The organism is Methylobacterium sp. 10 (assembly GCF_000519085.1).
Lineage (GTDB): Bacteria > Pseudomonadota > Alphaproteobacteria > Rhizobiales > Beijerinckiaceae > Methylobacterium.
Genome location: NZ_KI912577.1, coordinates 1887794 through 1908356 on the forward strand (window position 1 = coordinate 1887794; position 20563 = coordinate 1908356).

21 protein-coding genes are annotated in these 20563 nt (G+C 68.6%); 14 read left to right on the forward strand and 7 right to left on the reverse strand.

What is annotated here, in order from left to right:
- Window positions 1-26 precede the first annotated feature (26 nt).
- Together K368_RS0108655 and maiA are read right to left on the reverse strand one after the other, a co-directional pair.
- Window positions 27-1358: an NAD(P)/FAD-dependent oxidoreductase gene (locus K368_RS0108655; RefSeq protein ID WP_027172039.1), complete on the reverse strand. Its 1332-nt coding sequence runs from the start codon at window positions 1356-1358 to the stop codon at window positions 27-29.
- 115 nt (window positions 1359-1473) lie between these two features.
- The gene (maiA, locus tag K368_RS0108660; RefSeq protein WP_027172040.1) at window positions 1474-2118 is read right to left on the reverse strand and encodes a maleylacetoacetate isomerase; all 645 of its coding nucleotides are present in this window, start codon (window positions 2116-2118) and stop codon (window positions 1474-1476) included.
- A 184-nt stretch (window positions 2119-2302) separates the two neighbouring features.
- Here maiA and dgcN point away from each other — a divergent pair, with 184 nt between their 5' ends.
- The 5 genes from dgcN to coaA all read left to right on the forward strand — a co-directional run bounded on the left by dgcN (window position 2303) and on the right by coaA (window position 6692).
- Entirely contained in the window at window positions 2303-3325 is a 1023-nt protein-coding gene (gene dgcN, locus K368_RS0108665; protein WP_027172041.1) for an N-acetyltransferase DgcN, read from the forward strand.
- On the forward strand, window positions 3322-4311 hold the full coding sequence (gene dgcA, locus K368_RS0108670) for an N-acetyl-D-Glu racemase DgcA (RefSeq protein WP_027172042.1): 990 nt from the start codon (window positions 3322-3324) through the stop codon (window positions 4309-4311). The genes dgcN and dgcA overlap by 4 nt, the downstream gene beginning before the upstream one ends.
- A gap of 157 nt (window positions 4312-4468) precedes the next feature.
- A complete protein-coding gene (gene hisF, locus K368_RS0108675; RefSeq protein ID WP_027172043.1) occupies window positions 4469-5245 on the forward strand; it encodes an imidazole glycerol phosphate synthase subunit HisF in 777 nt (258 codons plus the stop codon).
- Window positions 5246-5346: 101 nt separating this feature from the next.
- Window positions 5347-5670: a phosphoribosyl-ATP diphosphatase gene (locus tag K368_RS0108680; RefSeq protein WP_027172044.1), complete on the forward strand. Its 324-nt coding sequence runs from the start codon at window positions 5347-5349 to the stop codon at window positions 5668-5670.
- A gap of 29 nt (window positions 5671-5699) precedes the next feature.
- Window positions 5700-6692, forward strand: a complete 993-nt coding sequence (gene coaA / locus K368_RS0108685; protein WP_027172045.1) for a type I pantothenate kinase — start codon at window positions 5700-5702, stop codon at window positions 6690-6692.
- 15 nt (window positions 6693-6707) lie between these two features.
- Here the strand turns inward: coaA and thpR are convergent, their stop codons facing one another.
- Entirely contained in the window at window positions 6708-7250 is a 543-nt protein-coding gene (gene thpR / locus K368_RS0108690) for an RNA 2',3'-cyclic phosphodiesterase (protein WP_027172046.1), read from the reverse strand.
- A gap of 4 nt (window positions 7251-7254) precedes the next feature.
- The gene (locus tag K368_RS0108695) at window positions 7255-7872 is read right to left on the reverse strand and encodes an arylesterase (protein ID WP_051440026.1); all 618 of its coding nucleotides are present in this window, start codon (window positions 7870-7872) and stop codon (window positions 7255-7257) included.
- A gap of 162 nt (window positions 7873-8034) precedes the next feature.
- On the opposite strand from K368_RS0108695, the gene K368_RS0108700 reads away from it, so the two are divergent.
- The 4 genes from K368_RS0108700 to K368_RS0108715 all read left to right on the forward strand — a co-directional run bounded on the left by K368_RS0108700 (window position 8035) and on the right by K368_RS0108715 (window position 12746).
- Window positions 8035-8718: an ABC transporter ATP-binding protein gene (locus tag K368_RS0108700; protein WP_036266856.1), complete on the forward strand. Its 684-nt coding sequence runs from the start codon at window positions 8035-8037 to the stop codon at window positions 8716-8718.
- A gap of 39 nt (window positions 8719-8757) precedes the next feature.
- Complete coding sequence (locus tag K368_RS0108705) at window positions 8758-11328, forward strand: ABC transporter permease (RefSeq protein WP_027172049.1); 2571 nt, start codon at window positions 8758-8760, stop codon at window positions 11326-11328.
- Between the two features lie 301 nt (window positions 11329-11629).
- Window positions 11630-12397, forward strand: coding sequence for a Bax inhibitor-1/YccA family protein (locus K368_RS0108710; protein ID WP_027172050.1), 768 nt, complete (start codon window positions 11630-11632; stop codon window positions 12395-12397).
- 91 nt (window positions 12398-12488) lie between these two features.
- Window positions 12489-12746, forward strand: coding sequence for a hypothetical protein (locus K368_RS0108715; protein WP_245259541.1), 258 nt, complete (start codon window positions 12489-12491; stop codon window positions 12744-12746).
- 8 nt (window positions 12747-12754) lie between these two features.
- On the opposite strand, the gene K368_RS0108720 is transcribed toward K368_RS0108715, so the two are convergent.
- Window positions 12755-13129, reverse strand: a complete 375-nt coding sequence (locus K368_RS0108720; protein ID WP_027172052.1) for a DUF2794 domain-containing protein — start codon at window positions 13127-13129, stop codon at window positions 12755-12757.
- Between the two features lie 465 nt (window positions 13130-13594).
- On the opposite strand from K368_RS0108720, the gene bluB reads away from it, so the two are divergent.
- Both bluB and K368_RS0108730 read left to right on the forward strand, forming a co-directional pair.
- Window positions 13595-14251 carry a 5,6-dimethylbenzimidazole synthase gene (bluB, locus tag K368_RS0108725; protein WP_027172053.1) on the forward strand — a complete coding sequence of 219 codons (657 nt, stop codon included), beginning with the start codon at window positions 13595-13597 and terminating at the stop codon, window positions 14249-14251.
- Between the two features lie 188 nt (window positions 14252-14439).
- Window positions 14440-14955 (forward strand): L,D-transpeptidase, encoded by a 516-nt coding sequence (locus K368_RS0108730; protein WP_027172054.1) that lies wholly within the window; start codon window positions 14440-14442, stop codon window positions 14953-14955.
- 8 nt (window positions 14956-14963) lie between these two features.
- Here K368_RS0108730 and K368_RS0108735 read toward each other — a convergent pair whose 3' ends face one another.
- The gene (locus tag K368_RS0108735) at window positions 14964-15182 is read right to left on the reverse strand and encodes a DUF1674 domain-containing protein (protein WP_027172055.1); all 219 of its coding nucleotides are present in this window, start codon (window positions 15180-15182) and stop codon (window positions 14964-14966) included.
- An 86-nt stretch (window positions 15183-15268) separates the two neighbouring features.
- Between K368_RS0108735 and K368_RS0108740 the strand changes: the two genes are divergently transcribed.
- Both K368_RS0108740 and K368_RS0108745 read left to right on the forward strand, forming a co-directional pair.
- Entirely contained in the window at window positions 15269-16666 is a 1398-nt protein-coding gene (locus K368_RS0108740; protein ID WP_027172056.1) for an RsmB/NOP family class I SAM-dependent RNA methyltransferase, read from the forward strand.
- 8 nt (window positions 16667-16674) lie between these two features.
- Window positions 16675-17817 carry a hypothetical protein gene (locus K368_RS0108745; protein ID WP_027172057.1) on the forward strand — a complete coding sequence of 381 codons (1143 nt, stop codon included), beginning with the start codon at window positions 16675-16677 and terminating at the stop codon, window positions 17815-17817.
- A gap of 9 nt (window positions 17818-17826) precedes the next feature.
- Here K368_RS0108745 and K368_RS0108750 read toward each other — a convergent pair whose 3' ends face one another.
- The gene (locus tag K368_RS0108750; protein WP_027172058.1) at window positions 17827-18381 is read right to left on the reverse strand and encodes a hypothetical protein; all 555 of its coding nucleotides are present in this window, start codon (window positions 18379-18381) and stop codon (window positions 17827-17829) included.
- A 386-nt stretch (window positions 18382-18767) separates the two neighbouring features.
- On the opposite strand from K368_RS0108750, the gene K368_RS24285 reads away from it, so the two are divergent.
- The gene (locus K368_RS24285; protein ID WP_036266121.1) at window positions 18768-20552 is read left to right on the forward strand and encodes a heparinase II/III family protein; all 1785 of its coding nucleotides are present in this window, start codon (window positions 18768-18770) and stop codon (window positions 20550-20552) included.
- The last annotated feature ends 11 nt before the right edge of the window (window positions 20553-20563 follow it).

Genomic DNA, 20563 nt, shown 5'->3' on the forward strand with positions numbered 1-20563 from the left:
GGCGCGGCCCCCGGCGATCCGGTCGTTCAATGGAGCTTCACCCGCGGCTCCGTGCGGCGCGTCAAAGCGCGGGCCGTGGCGTCGAGGGCGGTCTTGATCGTGCCGTGCAGGGCGCGCTCGTGCATCTTGTAGAGCGACCAGTACATCATCCGCGCGAACAGCCCGGCGATGAACATGTTCTTTCCCTGGATGAAGCCCATCAGGTTGCCCACCGTGGAATATTCCCCGAGGGATACGAGAGAACCGAAATCGCGGTACTTGAACGGCTTCAGGGGCTCCCCGGCCATCTTGATCGGGATCTGCTTGATGAGATGGCTCGCCTGCTGGTGCGCCGCCTGCGCACGCGGCGGGATCGGAGTATCCGAGCCCTGCTCCACCAGATAGGCGCAATCGCCCATGGCGAAGATGTCGGGATCGCGCGTGGTCTGGAGCGTGGGTGTCACCACGAGTTGATTGTTGCGCGTCGTCTCCAGGCCGCCGATCTCCTGCAGGAACGGCGGCGCCTTCACGCCGGCCGCCCAGACCACGAGTTCGGAGGGGATGAAGCCGCCATCGGCGAGCTGGACGCCGTCCGCGCGGACCTCCGTCACCCGAGCCTGGGTGCGGACCTCGACGCCGATCTTGTTCAGCAGTGCCATCACCTCCGCCGAAAGACGCTCGGGGACGGCCGGCAGGATCCGGCTCGCCGCCTCGACGAGGGTGATCTTCAGGTCCTTGGCCGGGTCGATCTTGTCGAGGCCGGTGGAGGCCACGTCCCGCGTGGTGCGATGGAGCTCCGCGGCGAGTTCGGTGCCGGTGGCGCCGGCCCCGATCACCGTCACGTGGAGCTGGCCGGGGCGTACCGGCCCGACCTGGGTATGCGCCCGCAGCATGCCGTTGACGAGGCGCTGGTGGAACCGCACCGCCTGGTCCGGCGTGTCGAGGGCGATGGCGTTCTCCTTCACCCCCGGCGTGCCGAAATCATTGGTGGTCGAGCCCACCGCCAGGACCAGCGTATCGTAGGGGATCGAGCGGACGGGCGTGACCTCGCGACCCTCGGCATCGTGGCTCGCGGCGAGCTGGATCGTGCGCGCGGTCCGGTCGAGCCCCGTCATCGAGCCGATGCGATAGCGGAAATGATGCTGATGCGCGTGGTGGAGATAATCCACGGCGTGGTGGCCCACATCGAGGCTGCCCGCGGCGACCTCGTGCAGCAGCGGCTTCCAGATATGGGTTCGTGCCCTGTCCACGAGGGTGACGTGCGCCTTGCCCTTCCGGCCCAGCGTGTCGCCGAGCTTGGTGGCGAGCTGAAGCCCAGCCGCGCCTCCACCGACGACCACGATGCGGTGGAGGTTGTCCACGGTTTCACCCGGTACCATGCGTCCCTCGTCCCTTGAGCTTGAGCGGCAGGCCGTCCGCCTTTTTGTCCGCTCGGGTATTATAGGCAAAATCTTTTTTAACGGCAGCCTCGGCCGCGCAGCCCGGCCTATATTCTCACGCGGGCGCGCCGGGCTGGCGCAGGGGATGCGCCCTGGCGAACGCCTCCTGCGACAGGCAATCCTCGGCGATCCGCTTCACGGTGGGATACGGCGCGGTCTCGACGCCGAAGATGCCGGTGCCGACCCAGAGGCTCACGAGACAGAGGTCCGCATGGCTGATCGCGTCGCCCTGCGCGTAGCGGCCGGTGCCCGGCTCGTGGGCGAGGCGGGTCTCCAGCGTCTTGAGCCCGGTCTCGAACCAGTGCCGCACGAACCCCATCATGCCGTCCTTCGGGATGTCGTAGGCCGACATCAGGTAGGTGCGCACCCGTGGGACATAGAGCGGATGGGTGTCGCAGGCGACGACCTGCGCCAGGGAGCGGGCACGCGCCCGGGCTTTCGGATCGCTTGGCAGCAGGGCCGGCTCGGGACGGATGTCCTCGAGATAGTCTAGGATCGCCAGCGATTGGGTCAGGGGAGGGCCGTCGCCGTCGAAGAAGGCCGGGACGGCGCCCTGCGGATTGATGGCAAGATACTCCGGCTTGAACTGGTCGCCGGCATCGAGATCGATGAAGGTCTCCTCGCAGGCGAGGCCCTTGAGGTTGAGGGCGATGCGCACCCGGAAGGCGGCGGCCGAGCGCCAGTTGCCGTACATCTTCATGGCCGTCTCCCCTTCAGCCTTTGTTCGCCCGGGACCACACCCGACAACGAAGCCGATCGCAAGTGCCGATTCCGTCAGAGTCACCCGGACGTCCTGGCCATGATCGTGCATTTGGCAGCGAGGCCGCCTTCGCGCATAGACGGAGCGAACCGGCCCCCATCTCAGTCCGACGGGTGAATGCGAGATGCAGATCGAAACGCCCTACCTGATGTTCCTCGGCGACGTGCCCGATACGTTGGCGGCCAAGACCGCCTACGGCATCGCCGACTGGCGGCCGGACTGGTGCGTCGGCCAGTTGCGCCTGCCCGGCTGCGCCGCCGATCTCGGCATCCCAGACCTCACTCTGGACGAGGCCGTGGCCAAGGGCTGCAGGACCATGGTCATCGGCGTGGCCAATGCCGGCGGCGTGCTCCCGAAGCATTGGGTCTCGGAGGTCGTGGCCGCCCTGAATGCGGGGCTCGACATCGCCAGCGGCCTTCACGTGCGCCTCGGCTCGCTGCCGGAGATCGCCGAGGCGGCCGAGAAGAACGGCCGCCAGTTGCACGACGTTCGTCACACCACCGAGACCTTCGACACCGGCAAGGGCGTCCGGCGGTCCGGACGCCGCTTGCTGAGCGTCGGCACCGATTGCTCCGTAGGGAAGAAATACACCGTCCTCGCCCTGGAGCGCGGCATGCGCGAGCGCGGCCTCGATGCGGATTTCCGAGCCACCGGCCAGACCGGCGTCTTCATCTCCGGCCGAGGCGTCGCCATCGATGCGGTGGTGGCCGACTTCATCTCCGGCGCCGTGGAATGGATCGCTCCCGCGGCCGACCCGGACCATTGGGACCTGATCGAGGGACAGGGCTCGCTCTACCATCCGTCCTTTGCCGGCGTCAGCCTCGGCCTGCTGCACGGTGCGCAGGCCGATGCCTTCGTCGTCTGTCACGAGCCGAGCCGCACCGCCATGCGCGGCGTGACGCATCCGCTGCCCTCGATCCAGCAGGTGATCGACCTCACGATCCAGCTCGGCAGCCTCACCAATCCCGGCATCTGCCCGGTGGGGATCGCCGTGAACACGCAGAAGCTCGGGGAGGACGAGGCCCGTACCCTGCTCCAGGATCTCACCAGGGAGCACGGGTTGCCGACCACCGATCCGGTCCGTTTCGGTGTCGACGGAATCATCGACCGCCTGCTGGCGGAGTTCCCCGCCGGAAGCGCGGCATGACCCGCCGCCTCACCGTCGCGGTGGAGCGCTTCCCCATCGCCGGGGCCTTCACCATCGCGCGGGGCAGCCGCACGGAAGCGGTGGTGGTGCTCGCCACCATCGAAGATGACGCGGACGGCCGTCTGGGCCGGGGCGAATGCGTGCCCTATCCCCGCTACGGCGAATCCCCCGAGAGCGTCTGCGCCTTGATCCTGGCACAGGCCGACGCGATCGCGGCGGGGGCCACCCGCACCGATCTGCTTACGCTTATGAAGGCCGGGGCCGCGCGCAATGCCGTCGATTGCGCCCTTCTCGATCTGGAGGCCAAGCAGCTCGGCCGCCCGGCCTGGGAGATCGCGGGCCTGAGCCCGCCGCAGGTCGCCACGACCGCCTACACGCTGAGCCTCGGCACACCGGAGAGCATGGAGGAGGCGGCACGCGGCGCGGCGCACCGGCCCCTGCTCAAGGTCAAGCTCGGCGGAGAGGGCGATCCCGAGCGCATCGCCGCCGTGCGTCGCGGCGCGCCGGAGTCGCGCCTGATCGTCGACGCCAACGAGGCGTGGCGCGCGGAGACCATCGACGCGAACCTGGCCGCCTGCGTTGCGGCGGGGGTCGGCCTCATCGAGCAGCCGCTCCCGGCCGGCGAGGACGAGTTGCTCGCCCGCATTGCCCGGCCAATCCCGATCTGCGCCGACGAGAGCTTGCACGACCGGGCCGGCCTCGACGCGCTCTCCGACCGCTACGACGCCATCAACATCAAGCTCGACAAGGCCGGCGGCCTCACCGAGGCGGTGATGCTGGCGCACGAGGCCAAGGCGCGGGGCCTGTCGCTGATGATCGGCTGCATGGTCGGCACGTCGCTGGCCATGGCGCCCGCCATGCTGCTCGCCCACCACGCCGACTATGTCGACCTCGACGGCCCGTTGCTGCTGGCGCGGGACCGCGAGCCGGCCCTGCGCTTCGACGGCAGTCTGATCCATCCGCCGACGCCGGATCTGTGGGGATAGGGTTGAGAGTCCCCGACGCCCGGTTCGGGTTTCAAATTCCGGCGAACGACCCTGCAAAATGGTGCCGGCCCCCGTCGCCGAGTTGACGGAATGGTGCAGGGACGGGCATGGCCCGATGCGTGCGACCCGGTTCGGCCGCAAGCGTGACAGGTCCACCATGTTGAAGACCCGAATCATTCCCTGCCTCGACGTGAAGGACGGGCGCGTCGTCAAGGGCGTGCAGTTCCTGGAACTGCGCGATGCCGGCGATCCGGTGGAGGCGGCCAAGGCCTATGACGCGGCCGGCGCCGACGAACTCTGCTTCCTCGACATCACCGCGAGCCACGAGGCCCGCGGCACCCTCCTCGACGTGGTGAGCCGCACGGCCGAGGCCTGCTTCATGCCGCTCACCGTGGGCGGCGGCGTGCGCACGGTGGAGGACATCCGTACCCTGCTGCTGGCCGGGGCCGACAAGGTCTCGATCAACACGGCGGCGGTGAACGACCCTTCCTTCGTGGAGCGCGGCGCCCTGAAGTTCGGCAGCCAGTGCATCGTCGTCGCCATCGACGCCAAGCGGACCTCCGCCCCGGGCGAGCCGGATGCCTGGCAGATCTTCACCCATGGCGGGCGCAAGCCCACCGGGCTCGACGCCATCGACTTCGCCCGGACCGTGGCGGCGCGCGGTGCCGGTGAACTCCTCGTCACCTCCATGGACCGGGACGGGATGCGCTCGGGCTACGACATCGCCCTGACGCGGGCGATCTCGGACGCGGTCTCGGTGCCGGTCATCGCCTCGGGTGGCGTGGGCGGCCTCGACGACCTCGTGGCGGGAGTGCGCGACGGTGGTGCGAGCGCGGTGCTGGCCGCCTCGATCTTCCATTTCGGCCAGCACACCGTCGCCGAGGCCAAGGCGCATATGGCGAAGGCCGGCTTGCGCATGCGGCTCGACCCGTGACGGATCGCGGCGCCGAGGTCCGACCCTTGCTCAATCCCTTCCCGTGCCGCAGGCTCCCCGCCGTAGCGTGCATCGTCCGGCCTGCCGAGAGCTAGGATCGCATGACCGATTTCACCCTGAGCGACCTGGACGCCCTCATCGCCGACCGTGCCGCCGCGCCGCCGGACCAGTCCTATACGGCCAAGCTCCTGGCCGGCGGGCCGGCCAAGCCCGCCAAAAAGCTCGGCGAGGAAGCGGTCGAGGCCGCCATCGCCGCCGTGCAGGGCGATCGTGACGGGCTCGTGAGCGAGGCGGCGGACGTGCTCTACCATCTCCTCGTGCTGCTGCGCGCCGGCGGCGTCGGCCTGCCGGAGGTGATGGCGGAACTGGAGCGCCGCACCGCCCAGAGCGGCATCGCCGAGAAAGCGGCCCGGAGGCACACGTGACCGTCGAGCCGTCACGGCCCATCGCCTTCGTGTCCAAGCGCGATCCCGCCCTCGGCCAGGACCCGGTGACGGGGATCGGCCCCGAGCGCCTGTCGCCCTACCGCCTGTTTTCCCGTGAGGAATGGGCGCAGTTGCGCGCCGACACCCCGCTGACGCTGACGGGGGACGACGTCACCCGCCTGCAGTCGCTCAACGATCCGATCTCCATCGAGGAGGTGGTGGCGATCTATCTCCCGTTGTCGCGGCTGCTCTCCCTCTACGTCGCGGCGACGCAAGGGCTGTTCAAAGCGACCCAGCGCTTCCTGCTGGCCGAGCGCGAGGCCAAGGTCCCCTACATCATCGGGGTCGCCGGCTCGGTGGCGGTGGGCAAATCCACCACCGCCCGCGTCCTCAAGGCGCTGCTCGCCCGCTGGCCGAACACGCCGAAGGTCGACCTCATCACCACCGACGGTTTCTTGCTGCCCAATGCCGAGCTGAAGCGCATGGGCGCGATGGAGCGCAAGGGCTTTCCGGAGAGCTACGACACCGCCGCCCTCCTGCGCTTCCTCACCGACATCAAGGCCGGCAAGAAGAGCGTGGCGGCGCCGCTCTATTCCCACCTCGTCTACGACGTGGTGGCGGGCGAGGAGCGGGTGGTGGAATCCCCCGACATCCTCATCGTCGAGGGGCTCAACGTCCTCCAGCCGGCGCGCCTGCCGCGCGATGGCACCGCGATCCCCTTCGTCTCCGACTTCTTCGATTTCTCGATCTATCTCGACGGGCACGAGGACGACCTGCACCGCTGGTACGTCAACCGCTTCCTGCGCCTGCGCCAGACCGCCTTCCGCGACCCGCTCTCGTATTTCCGCAAATACGCCGAGGTGACGGAGGCCGAGGCCCTCGAGATCGCCGACACCCTCTGGACCACGATCAACCTGCCGAACCTGCGCGACAACATCCTGCCGACGCGCCAGCGCGCGAGCCTGATCCTGGCCAAGGGCGCGAGCCATAGGATCGAGAGCGTGGCGCTGCGGCGGCTGTGAGCCGGAGCGTATCCCTCACCCCAGCGGATACGCCGCTTCGACCACATACGGCCCGCCGCCCCGTGATTCCCGCGCCGAGAACAAGGCCACCCGCGTCGCGGTAAACCGCAGCGCCGGAACCAAACCCATCTCGGCGAGATACACCGCCACGTCCGGTGCCTGGGTGTCGCGGCGGCTGAGGCGAGCGAGCGTCACGTGGGGCGTGAATTTGCGTCGCTCCGGTTCGGCGCCGGCGGCGCGGGCGATGCGCTCATGCTCCTCCTGCAGGTCGAGCAGGTCATGGCCGGCATTCACGCCTGCGATGATCGCACGCGGCTTGTCTCCGCCGAACGCGTCGAGGCCGGTCAGCGTCACGTCGAGAGGCGGGCGCGGACGGGCTTGAACGAGGCCGGCATGGAACGCCTCGGCCACCTCATCGTCCACGTCGCCGAGGAAACGCAGGGTGATGTGGAGGTCGCCGCGCTCGATCCAGCGCGCGCCGCGCAGGCCGCATTGATAGCGCGACAGGGCCTCTGCGATGTCGTCGGGACATTCCAGGGCGGTGAACAGGCGCGGCATCGGTCTACTTCTGCGCCGTGCCGAGCTGGTCGAGGAAGGTCTCCACCGTGGGCAGGATGCCGGCGACGATGGTCTCGACGCCCTTCACGTTGGGGTGGAGCCCGTCCTCGAGGTTGAAGCGGCGGTCGTTGAGGATGCCCTCCAGGAAGAACGGATAGAGGACGAGGCCGTGTTGCCGGGCGAGATCGGGATAGATCGCGTCGAACCGCGCGACGTAGTCCGGCCCGAGATTGGTCGACGCCTTCATGCCGGCGAGCAGGACCGGGATGTTACGGGCCTTGAGCCGGGAGACGATGGTGTCGAGGGCCTTTCTCGTCACGGCGGGGTCGGTGCCGCGCAGCATGTCGTTGGCACCGAGTTCGAGGATGACCCCGTCGGTCCCGTCGGGGACCGACCAGTCGAGCCGGTCGAGCCCCCCGGTGCTGGTGTCGCCGGAGACGCCGGCATTGGCGATGGTGACCTCACGGCCCCTGGCCTTCAGTTCGCGTTCCAGCACGGAGGGGAAAGCCGCGGCCGAGGGCAGGCGATACCCTGCGGTCAGGCTGTCGCCGAAGGCCACGAGGTTAAGGGGACGCCCGGCGGCGTGCCCGATGCCCGTGCCCAATGCGGCAAAGAGTGCCATCACCAGTGCCGCCCGGCGGGAATGCTGGCGTGGCGGGGCGGGACGAACCATATCGACCTCGTCGCGTGACGTATGACACAGACCCATTCCCGCACAGCCTCGACCTATGGTGTTCATGACGATGGTTCCACACAGATCGGTCCTGCCGTGACGCCCGGCAAGGTGGACGCTCCCGCGATCGCCCTGTCGCGGATCGATCTCAGCCTTGGCCGGGGGGCGGCGCGGGTCCATGTCCTGCGCGGCATCTCCCTCGATGTGGCCCGCGGCGAGGCGGTCGGCCTTGTCGGCCCCTCCGGCTCGGGCAAGTCGACCCTGCTGATGGTGATGGCGGGCCTGGAGCGGCCGGAATCCGGAGCGATCCATGTGGAGGGCACCGATCTCGGAGCGCTCGACGAGGATGCCCTGGCGCGGTTCCGCGGCCGGCGCATCGGCATCGTGTTCCAGGCCTTCCATCTCGTCCCGACCATGACCGCCCTGGAGAACGTCGCGCTTCCCCTCGAACTGGCCGACAAGCCGGGTGCGCACGAGCGGGCGCGGGCCGAGTTGGAGGCGGTCGGCCTCGGTCACCGGCTGCACCATTACCCGGCTCAGCTTTCGGGCGGCGAGCAGCAGCGCGTGGCCATCGCCCGCGCCATCGCGCCCGACCCGGCGATCCTGGTGGCCGACGAACCCACCGGCAACCTCGACGAGGCCACGGGCCGGCAGATCGTGGATCTTCTCTTCGCCCTCAAGCGTGACCGCGGCGCCACCCTCGTCCTCGTCACCCACGATCCCGGCCTCGCCCGGCTCTGCGACCGCACCGTGCGCCTGCGCTCCGGGCAGGTGGACGAGGCGGTGGTGGCGTGATCCGGCTTAACCCGGGCGTTCGGCGGAAGGTCTGACCCCATGCATGGCACCCTGCCTCGCCCCGCTCCGAAGCCGAGCCGCGTCCCGCTCACCCTGCGCCTCGCCTTCCGCGAGCTGCGCGCCGGGCTGGCCGGTTTCGCCGTGTTCCTCGCCTGCATTGCGTTGGGCGTCGCGGCCATTGCCGGGGTCGCCTCGATCTCACGCTCGCTCACGGACGGTCTCGGCCGCGAGGGCAAGCGCATCCTCGGCGGCGACCTGACCTACAGCCTGATCAACCGCGAGGCGACGCCCGACGAGCGAGCGGCCCTCGACGCGCAGGGCAAGGTCTCGGTGGTGACGACCCTGCGGGCGATGGCTCTGGCCGGCGACAAGGGCGTGGCCCTGGTGGAACTCAAGGCGGTGGACGGCGCGTATCCTGCTGCCGGAGACCTCGTCACCGATCCCGCAGCGCCGCTCTCCGATCTGCTGGCGGAGAAGGATGGGGTATACGGCGCCGTCGCCGATCCGGTCCTGCTCACGCGTCTCGACCTTAAGATCGGCGACCGGATCGAGATCGCGGGCAAGCCGGTGGCGATCCGGGCCATCCTGGTCGCCGAACCGGACAAGATCGCCAACGGCATCGGGTTCGGCCCCCGCCTCCTCGCCTCCGCCGCAACGCTCCAGGCGACCGGGCTGATCCGACCGGGCAGCCTCAACCGCTGGAGCTACCGCATCCAGGCGCCGGAGGCCGACGACGCGGAGCTGGAGCGGCGGATAGCGGCCGTCGCCAAGGCGGCGCCGGATGCCGGTTGGGAGATGCGCTCGCGGTCCAATGCCGATCCGCGTTTCGCCAAGAGCGTCGAGCGCTTCACGCAGTTCCTCACCCTGGTCGGCCTCACGGCGCTCATCGTCGGCGGGGTCGGCGTCGCCAATGCCGTCAATGCCTTCGTGGCGAGAAAGCGCGGGTCCATCGCCACCCTGAAGAGCGTCGGTGCGCCGGGGGGGCAAGTGGTCGCCCTGTACCTCACGCAGGTGATGCTCATCGCAGGGCTCGGCACCGTGATCGGCCTCGTCATCGGGGCAGGCCTGCCCTTCCTCCTCGATGGCCTGTTCCACGATGCGCTGCCGCTGCCGTTGAACCCGACCCTGGCGCCGGGGGAACTGCTGCTCGCCGCCGCCTACGGTCTCCTCACCGCGCTCGCCTTCGCCATCATTCCCCTGGGCCACGCCCATGACGTACCGGTCTCCGGCCTGTTCCGGGACGTGGTCGATCCCGACACCCGAAAGACGCGGCTTCGCTACCGGCTGATCCTCGTCGCGGCGCTTGGCGCCCTGGTGGCGCTGGCACTTGCCACGGCCTTCGACCGCAGGGTGGCGCTGATGTTCATCGTGGCGGCCGGCCTTGCCTTCGGGCTTCTGCGCCTCGTCGCCCTCGGCCTCATGGCAGTGGCGCGACGTCTGCCCCGGCCGCGCTCGGCGGCGCCCCGCTTGGCGCTGGCCAACCTCCACCGTCCCGGTGCGCTCACGCCCGCCATCGTCCTGTCGCTCGGGCTCGGCGTGACCCTGCTGGTGACGCTGAGCCTGATCGACGCCAATGTCCGGCGGACGCTGACGAGTTCGCTGCCGGCACGTGCGCCGAACCTGTTCTTCCTCGATATTCCGGCGGCGGAGGCCAACGGGTTCCATGCGGAGCTCGGCAGGCTCGCGCCCGGGGCGAAGATCGAGCGTGTGCCGATGATGCGCGGGCGAATCGTGGCCATCAACGGCACCCCCGCCGCCGCCATCAAGCCGCCGGAGGATGCCGCCTGGGTACTCGATGGCGACCGCGGCATCACCTATTCCGACGATCTGCCGGAAGGCTCAAACCTCGTCGATGGCGCCTGGTGGAGCGCCGAGGAAGGCGCGAAGCCGCTGGTGTCCTTCGATGCGGAGCTCGGCCGGGCGCTGAATCTCGGGGTCGGCGGCACCGTCACGGTCAACGTTCTGGGGCGGAATCTGACGGCCAAAGTCGCGAACCTGCGCAAGGTCGAATGGCGCAACCTCGGCATCAATTTCGTCATGGTCTTCTCGCCCGGTACCTTCAGGGGCGCGCCGCATTCGGACCTCGCCACCCTGACCCTTGCTGGCGGGTCGGATGCCAAGACCGAGGCCCTGATCCTGCGCGACGTCGCCCGCGCCTTTCCGTCGGTGACCAGCGTGCGGGTGAAGGACGCCCTCGACACGGTCAACGACATCGTCGGCAAGCTGGTCCTGGCGATTCGCGCCGCCAGCGGCGTGGCCGTGGTAGCAAGCCTGTTCGTGCTCGCCGGCGCCATCGCGGCGGGACACCGCGCCCGGCTGTACGACGCCGTGGTGCTGAAGGTTCTCGGCGCCACGCGCGGGCGCCTGCTCCTGGCGTATACGCTGGAATACGGCGCGCTCGGCATCGCCACCGCCCTGTTCGGGCTCCTCGCCGGCACGCTTGCGGGCTGGACCATCGTCACCCGCGTGATGAAGCTCGACTTCGCCCTGGACCTCTCCGGTGCCCTCGTCGCATCCACCCTCGCGGTGGTTTTCGCGATCGTCCTCGGACTGGCCGGGACGTGGCGCATCCTCGGTCAGAAACCGGCTCCCTACCTGCGACAGTTCTGAGGCGGGACGGTCGTCCGCCTCTTCGTCGAAGGAGAAAGACGACGCCGAAATCATAGTTTATGACCTGTCACTATAGCTCTGGTTTGCCGCGCGGATGATGAACGAGATTTAATCCGCCCTCATTCAAATAAAGATCGAGGTCAGGAGACGTGATTCCGGGGCTCCAAAGCTCGACCGCCCCCTTGTGCGGAGCGGCATGACGGAACATATTTCGGCTCAAGGCGCGGTCACGTGCCAGAGGTCCTGTGCGTGAGCCTCGGTTCCAAATCACACGCTGAGAGAGCTTCCAAGGGAATCTCCCATGGCATTCGATAACAGTCCCTTCCGCTACGGCGCCCAGCCCCAGGGCTATGCCGGCTCCCAGGTCGATGTCGACCAGGGGCTGCGCAGCTTCATGCTCGGCGTCTACAACAACATGATCGTCGGCCTCGGGATTTCCGGCCTCGTGGCCCTCGGCCTGAATATGGCCGCCACCGCTCAGACGGCCACGGGCAAGCTCGCGCTGACCCCGTTCGGCCAGATGCTCTACACCAGCCCGCTCAAGTGGGTCCTGATGCTGGCACCCCTCGCGTTCATCTTCATCTTCACGATGCGGATGGACAAGATGTCCGCCTCCTCGGCACGCATGACCTTCTTCGCCTTCGCGGCGGTGATGGGCGCGTCGATGTCGACCCTGCTGCTCGTCTTTACCGGCGCCAGCGTGGTTCGGGTGTTCTTCATCACTGCGGCGACGTTCGGCGGTCTCAGCCTCTACGGCTACACCACGAAGCGCAGCCTCTCGGGGATGGGCTCGTTCCTGATCATGGGCGTGATCGGCCTCTTCATCGCCTCGATCGTGAACATCTTCCTGGCCTCGAGCGCGCTTCAGTTCGCTATCTCGGTGCTGGGTGTACTGATCTTCGCGGGTCTCACCGCCTACGACACGCAGAAGCTCAAGGAGATGTTCCTCTACAGCGGTGCCGATGCCGAAGGCGCGGCCAAGCTGTCGGTGAACGGCGCTCTGACCCTCTACCTGGACTTCATCAACATGTTCCAGTTCCTGCTCCAGCTCCTCGGCGACCGCCGCTGAGCGAGCCACCGGAACGCGGATCGAAGGCCTCGGCGGAAACGCCGGGGCCTTTTTTTCGTTTCCGTTGCGGCGGTCATGCGAGGATGTCGCGGTGGGTAAACCGGTGGTGCCGAAGATCGGGCGGGGCTTGGGGCGGGAGACGCCGGCTCCGAGCGACGTGCCGACCTACGCCGTCGTCGGCGTGAGCGTCGTCGCCGCGATCGGCACCGGCGCAGGGGCCGGCTTCGGCGCCGCCGTCATCGCCGGTATCGCCACGCTGCTCGTGCTCGGTGCCCTGTATTCCATCGGCGCGCGGCGATGGGGTTGGCCTCCTATCCGTTGGGAGGCGGTCCCGTTCTTCATCCCGTGACGGGGCGATCATACAACGCGAAGGGGCTTTTCCAGCGCTGCCAGGACACGGGCGAGGTCGTGTCCGCGCTTGAGCACGATGCCGGCGGCGGAGATCACCGAAAAGGCGCCCTGCCGGCGCGCGAGCTTGGGGTCTTTCTCCACTCGGAACAGGGGTGTCTCGGACGAGCGGCGGTAGATCGAGAACACCGCCTTGTCCCGGCGGAAGTCGAGGGCGTAGTCTCGCCATTCTCCGGCCGAGACCATGCGACCGTAGAGGTTGAACAGGGTCCTGAGCTCGGAGCGGTCGAACGCGACCTGTGGCACCACCGGAGCCGTCGGAAACGGCACGACGCGGCCGGTGGAATCCTGCGATCGCGGCTCGACTCCGGTCCTCTCGTCCATCCTCGCTCCTCGGTTTCGGCGATCCGACGGGTGCCGCAAAGGAGGAATGATGGGCCTCCCGCTCCGAGCCTGCAAGCCCGGCCGACCGCCAAGTGCGCGCTGACACCGGCCACGGACCGGCAACACAACGTCACGATTTCGCCGCGTTATGGCCCATCGTCGGCCTCGATAGACGATGATACCTGTGGCCGAACCTCGTCGGTTCCGTGCTCGGTCGGGCGGCCGATATCCATGCTCCCCAGCTTTCGGGAGCCTGCCGATGTCACGGGAACGACACTCCAGAGGTTTCGAGACCCAAGGACTTCAGGCCGCCTCTCCGGAGTGCGGCCTTTTTTTCTGCCATACCGGCGTGGTCTGGTCTAAAAATCCCCTCCGATGGCCCCGGCGGCCCTTCGCATTCTCTTGCCACTCTCCACGACGGCGGCTGACAGAGGCGAGCAGCCGAGGCGGCCTCGTCGACAAGGGATGGCAGTGGTTGGTCAGCAGATCTTGGTGACGTTCGATCCCGGCTTTCGCGAGAGGCTCGCTGAGCTGTTCGCGTGGCGTCGCGACGTGCGCCGCTTTCGGAGCGATCCCGTCGAGGAGGCGGTGTTCCAGCGTTGCCTCGCCCTGGCCATGCTGAGCCCGTCCGTGGGCAACAGCCAGCCCTGGCGTTTCGTCCGTGTCGCCGACCCTGCGCGGCGCGGGGCGGTGACCGCGAGTTTCGAGCGCTGCAACGACGCGGCGGCCGAGACCTACGATCACGAGCGCCGCGAGGCCTATACCCGCCTGAAACTCGCCGGCCTGCGCGAGGCACCCATCCATCTCGCGATCTTCTGCGATGAGAGTACGAAGAACGGGTTCGGGCTTGGCCGCGTCACCATGCCGGAAATGCTGCGCTACTCGGTTGTCACGGCGGTGCACACCTTCTGGCTCGCCGCGCGGGCGCACGGCCTTGGCGTCGGCTGGGTGTCGATCATCGAGCCCGATTGCGTCGCGTCCCATCTCGATGTTCCCGCCTCCTGGCGCCTCGTCGCCTATCTCTGCGTCGGCTATCCGGTGGAGGAGCACGACGATCCCGAACTCGTCCGGCACGGCTGGCAGGAGCGCGACGAAACGGCTTCCGTCCTGCTGGAGCGGTGAGCGCGGCGAGCCTTTATCAAAGCCTAATCGGATCGCTCGCCTTTAGCGCGAGCGTGAGGGGCGCCGTTTAACCGCGCTCCATCATTCCGGTGCGTATCCGGCCCATGAACCCCTCCGGTAACCGGAACGGCAATCTCGATCGCTGCTTATCGTGAAGCTCACGGTCACGCTTTCGGAGATGACGACAGATGTTCGCGCGTAATGGGTTCGCTGCTTATTTGGCCGGAACAGTCTTGAGTGTGGGGTTTGCCGCGACACCGGTCGCGTCCCGTGAACTCGTTGCCTTCGACCAGGCCGTCATGCCCGGCACGGTCGTGGTCCGCACCTCGGAGCGCCGGCTCTACCTCGTCAACGGCGACGGCACGGCGATCCGCTATCCCGTGGCGGTGGGCAAGCCCGGCAAGCAATGGACCGGCGCCACCAAGATCGACGGCAAGTATGTCGAGCCGGCCTGGTCGCCGCCGCGCGAGGTCAAGCGCGACAACCCGCGCCTGCCCGACGTGATCGCCGGCGGCTCGCCGCACAACCCGATGGGCGCGGCGGCGATGACCCTGGCCGGCGGCGAATATGCCATCCATGGCACCAACCGCCCGAACTCTGTGGGCACCTACGCGTCCTACGGCTGCATCCGGATGTACAACCAGGACGTGGTCGATCTCTACGGGCGCGTCTCCGTGGGCACGCAGGTCTACGTCACGCGCTGAACCCGCTGTCAGAAGTCGACGGCGATGCCTTTGACTTCCCAATCGTCGTAACGGACGGGCTCCAGGCCGCCACGGCCCTGGCGCTCGCGGGCGGCGGAGATCTCCGCGGCCTTCGCGTCGATGGAAGCGCGTCGGTCGGCGGCCTCGGCCAGGGCCCGCGTCGCGGCAGGTGTCAGAGCGGGGCGGGGCGGGATCTCGGCGTTTTCCGCGTCGTCGGGCGTCGTCATGGCTTGCATCTCGGTGGGCCGGATGGGAGGGCATCCGTTGGGACTGGCTCCGGGTGACCGGGCCTCGGACACGGAAAGTGGCATTCATGGCGACACGCCGCAACGCGGACGGGCCGACGACGACGATCGACCGCACGGTTCCGGGCCTCGCCGCCCGGCAGGTGGCCCATGCCGCCGTGGCCGATCTCCTCGTCCAGGGCCGCGCCTTCGCCCTCGAGGATGCCCTGGCCAAGGCGGGCCTCGATGCCGGCCTGGACGCCGCCGACGCATCGCTGGCGCGGGCCATCGCCACCGCCACCTTCCGCCGACTCGGCTTCCTGCGGCGAATGCTGGCCGCCCGCATGACCCAGGGCCTGCCGCCGGACCAGCCGAGGCTGGTAGCCCTCCTCGTCACCGGCGCCGTCCAGATCCTCGATCTCAACGTGCCGGACCATGCCGCCGTCGATCTCTCGGTCCGCATCGCCAAGGGCGACCCCTACCTGCAGCACACGCCCGGCCTCGTGAACGCCATCCTGCGCCGGGTGATCCGTGAGCGGGACGCCATCGCGGCCGAGGCGTCCGATCCCCTGGCGCAGAACACCCCGGACTGGCTCGCCGCCCGCTGGAGCGCCGCCTACGGACCCGACACGGCACGGGCCATCGCCTCGGCCCATCTCTCCGGCGCCGCCCTCGACATCACGCCGCGAGGTTCCGTGGTGGAATGGGCCGAGCGCCTCGGCGGCGTCGCCCTGCCCACCGGCAGCATCCGCCTGCACGAGGTCCGCTCGACTGTCTCGGAACTGCCCGGCTACGGCGAGGGCGCGTGGTGGGTGCAGGACGCCGCCGCCGCCATCCCGGCGCGCCTGCTCGCGGTCGGGCCGGGAGATCGCGTGGCCGATCTCTGTGCGGCTCCAGGCGGCAAGACTGCCCAGCTCGCCGCCACGGGAGCGGAGGTCGTGGCCGTGGACCGTTCGGCCCCGCGTCTCGAACGTCTGTCCGAGAACCTCGCCCGCCTCGGGCTGAAAGCCGAGATCCGCGTCGGCGACGCCACCCAATTGCCCGAGGCCGACGCCGATACATTCGACGCCGTGCTGCTCGACGCGCCCTGTTCGGCCACCGGCACCATCCGCCGCCATCCCGACGTCGCCTGGACGAAGGCCGGCGGGGATGTAGGGCGTCTCGGATTGCTGCAGCGCCGCTTGCTCGATCGTGCCGCCACCCTGGTGAAGCCGGGGGGGCGTCTCGTCTATTGCACCTGCTCGCTGGAGCCCGAGGAAGGCGAGGGGCAGGTCGCGGCCTTCCTCGCACGCAATCCGGCTTTCGAACGGCTTCCAATCCGCTCCGATGAGGTCGGAGGCCTCGGCGAGCTCATCAACGGCGACGGCGATCTTCGGACGTTGCCCTCTCACCTGTCCGGCGAGACGGCAGGCGGCGAAGGAGCCCCCCCGGTGGTTCGGGGCGGGATCGACGGATTCTTCGCGAGCCGACTGGTTCGGAAGGCTTAAGGGGCGCGGTGCGGGCCTTTCGCGATGCCCTCGCCGGTCTGATCGCGGCCCTGTCGCTCGTGGGCCAGGCCGAGGCCGACGGGATCGACCGCCGCATCCTGCCGGCCGCGCCGGCCTATGCCCGCAATCCCGCCTGCGCCCCGGTGTCGGTGACGATCCCGTTCGAGATCCATACCGGCACCCGCGATGTCGGCATCTCGCCCTCGCCGAAAGACTTGCCCTTGAACCAGGGCGAGAGCGCGATCTGCTTCGCCTACGCCACGGCGGACATGATCTCGCACCGGATCGGCAAATCCGTCTCGCCCCTCGACGTGGCGACGAAGTTCTACTTCGGCGATCCCACAAAGCTGGAGGCGATCCCGGATCCGCATCTGAAACGCCATCTGCGCGTGCATCCCGCCCACCGGGCCGACATCGCCTGGAGCCGCAACACGGCCGAGGTCACCAAGGACGGTAACCCGGCCCTGGAGCCGTATTTCGACAAGATCGAGGGTGGCGAGGAGGATACGGCGGCGCTCCTCTACAATATCGACGGCTATTGCGAGGACCGCGACCTGCCGTCCAACGATGGCTATCGCTACGTGATGCCGACATTACGCGCGCTGCGCTACCGGACGACGCTTCGCCCGACGCGCCAGAGCTTTCGCGCTGTGGCCGCCACCGCGACCCATCTGCGCGGGCGGCGGGCCGATCCGTTCAACGCGGCCTGGATCGCCCATGTGGAGTCGGTCTGCCGCCGCACGCCGCTACCGGTGCCGCTCCTGCCCGTCTCCTACCGTGTGGCGGCAAGCCAGGCCGATTTCGCTGACATGCTCGAATCCGGCCGCCATCCGAGTAAGCCGAAGCTCGACCGCATCCTCGCCATGGTCGACTACGCCCTCGACCATGGCCGCGTGCCGACCGTGGGCTACAGCTGGTATCTGCTGGAAGATCGCGACCCGAAGGATCCCGACCTCTTCGCCGACCATGCGAGCCCGGTCATCGCCCGCCGCAGGGCCGGGAGCGTCTGCCAGTATCGAATTCAGGACAATACCGGCGAATATTGCGGCCGCATGCGCGACGGCATCCGCGAACGCTGCGACAACGGTCGCATCTGGGTCACCGAGAGCGAGTTGCGGCGGACTTTGTACAGCGTGACGTATCTGCGGTAGGCGTCCGCCTTACGGCGTGATCACCCGCATGGAGACGGTCTGGACCTGAGCGTCGCCGTTCATTTCGCCAGCGGGTGCGGATTTTTTCAGCCGCGCCATGAATTTGCGTACCTCGTCGGGCGGCAGTGCGCCGACGGGAGCGATCATCATGGACAGGAGCGCCTTGGTCTTGCGGTCGACCGAGGCGGAGCGGCTCACCGGCTCGAAATCCCGCACGGTGTGGGTCTTCTCCTCGTTGCCGGTGAAGACGCGGGCGCCATCCTTCAGCACGACGATGTCGCCGGGGCGCAGGGTCGGATCCTTGAGGAGGGCGGCCATCGGCCCGGAGGAGAGCGGGATCGGCGTCTGGCGGTCGCCGATCTGGAGCTGCAGCGGCTCGCTCTTCGGTAGGGCGGCGTAGCGGATCTTCGGGCGCGGGCGGCTCGCCTCCCGTCGGATCGTGAAGGATCTCTGCTGGACCTCGATCGCGGGAGCGGGTTGCTGCGCTTCCACCGCGGGGCGGGCCGGAGAGAACAACGCCTCGAACAGGCCGCCGAGACCACGGTCTTGAGCGTTCTGGGCCATAGCGGCGCTAGACGTGCACAATAACGCTGCGGCAGACATCAAGAGCCCGGCGCGCTTGAAGACAGGGATGACAGTCACAGGCACACTGCCATTGCTGGAGGCTGCAGGAACGAAACTCGCTGGACGCTGTGTATAACCTGTGCAGCATTCAACCGTTCCGGCCGAGCTGGCCAAAAAATACAGTTCGTTGGGCCGTGGCGGTGCCCGGCCGTTCCCCTGTGCGCGGCGCCACTCCGGAGGGGGAAATCCCGAGCGGAGAGGCCACGAGGCGGTGCGACGAGTATCGGCATCCTTAATTGTTGGTTAATAGGCACGGCTTAGCTTCCCGATGGGACGACATCCGGCACAATTGCCATCCGGGTCGCGGTGCTGGAGGAAAGGCGTGCGTGGGTTGGGGGGCTGATCGTTGGCGTTTCTATCGGCTCGTCGGGCGTGAGATCGCGCGCTCGGCGCGGGGCGTCTCCGCACGCTTGACCGCGAGCCCGGACCTGCTGGCGCGCGCCCGTGTCAGCGCCCTGGTGATCGCCCCGCACGATCTGCGCACGAGCGATGCCACCTTCGCCGACGATATCTATGCCGGCCTCTTCGTGTTCGCGGGGCGCTCCCTTTCAGTGAGCGGCCGGTCGCCCTTCGATTATGCGCCGCCCTCGCCGGAATGGGCGGATGCGTTCTACGGTTTCGGCTGGCTGCGCCACCTGCGCGCCGCCGACACGGCGCTGGCCAGAGCCAATGCCCGCGCTTTCGTGGCGGATTTCATCGCCGGCCGTGGCGACGAGGCCCGGGCCGCCCCCGTGCCCGTTGCCGCGCGGCGGCTGATCTCCTTCCTGTGCCAGTCGCCCCTCGTTCTGGAGGGAGCGGACCACGCCTTCTACCAGGCATTCCTCAAGGCGGTCGGGCGCGGCGCAAGAGACCTCGAACGCTCCCTGCGCCGGGGCCTACCGCCGCAATCGCGGCTCCTGGCGGTGGTGGCCCTGTGTTATGCCGGTCTATGCTGCGACGGCATCCAGCCGATCCTGCGCCGGGCCACGCGCATCCTGTCGCGGGAACTCGACCGTCAGATCATGGCGGATGGCGGCCATCGCAGCCGCGACCCGCGCTTCGCCATGGAACTCCTTCTCGATCTCCTGCCCCTGCGCCAGAGCTTCCTTAGCCGGAGCCTCGATCCGCCGGTGGCCTTGCTCCATGCCATCGATCGGATGCTGCCGCTGCTGCGGCTCCTGCGCCACGGCGATGCGTCCCTGAGCCATTTCAACGGTATGGGCGCCACGGCGGCGGACCACCTCGCCACCCTGCTGGTTTATGACGGCGCTCTGGCGCAGCCGATGATGCATGCGCCGAATTCCGGATACGAGCGGCTGGAGAGCGGCCGCGTCGTCGTGGTCGCCGATGTGGGTGCGCCGCCGCCGCTACCCTTTTCGATGAATGCCGGGGCCGGCTGCCTCTCCTTCGAGATGTCGAGCGGCCCCCAGCGGGTGGTGATCAATTGCGGCCTGCCGGCGAGCGGCCCGGAATTGCGGCGCCTTGCCCGCAGCACCGCCGCCCATTCCACCGCGACGGTTGGGGATTCCTCATCCTGCCGTTTCCTCGGCGCCAGCGAGGGAGTGGGCAGCCGTTTCGCCGCCGATTGGCTCATCAAACGGATCGGCCCCGTGCTGGTGCGCGGCCCGCGCGCGGTCAAGTCCGAGCGGACGAGCGATAACGGCTCGCTGATCCTTGCCGGCCGCCATGACGGCTATGCCGCCGAGTTCGGCATCGTCCATGAGCGGCGCTGGTGCCTCCTCCCCGACGGGGCCGGGCTCGAAGGCGAGGATGCCTTCGTAGCCGTCGCCCACAAGGGCAACCGCATCCGGCTGCGTCCGCCGGAGGCGGCGATCCGCTTCCACCTGCATCCCGCCATCGCGGCCAATGCGGCCGAGGGCGGAGGGGTCGACCTAGCCTCGCCGCTGGGAGAAGTCTGGCGGTTCGAGGCCGACGGCGCGGCCATCGCCTTGGAAGAAAGCGTGTATTTCGCGGGTCTGACGGGTGCGCGGCGGACAGACCAGATCGTCCTCTACGTCACCGCCGGGGAGGGCACCCGGGTGCGTTGGCGGTTCCTGCACCTTGCGCAGGCGCCGGGGCGGAACAAACCCGCCCGGCTCGAGGCTCCGGTGGCCGATGAGGCCGCGCGGTAGCCGATAGGGCG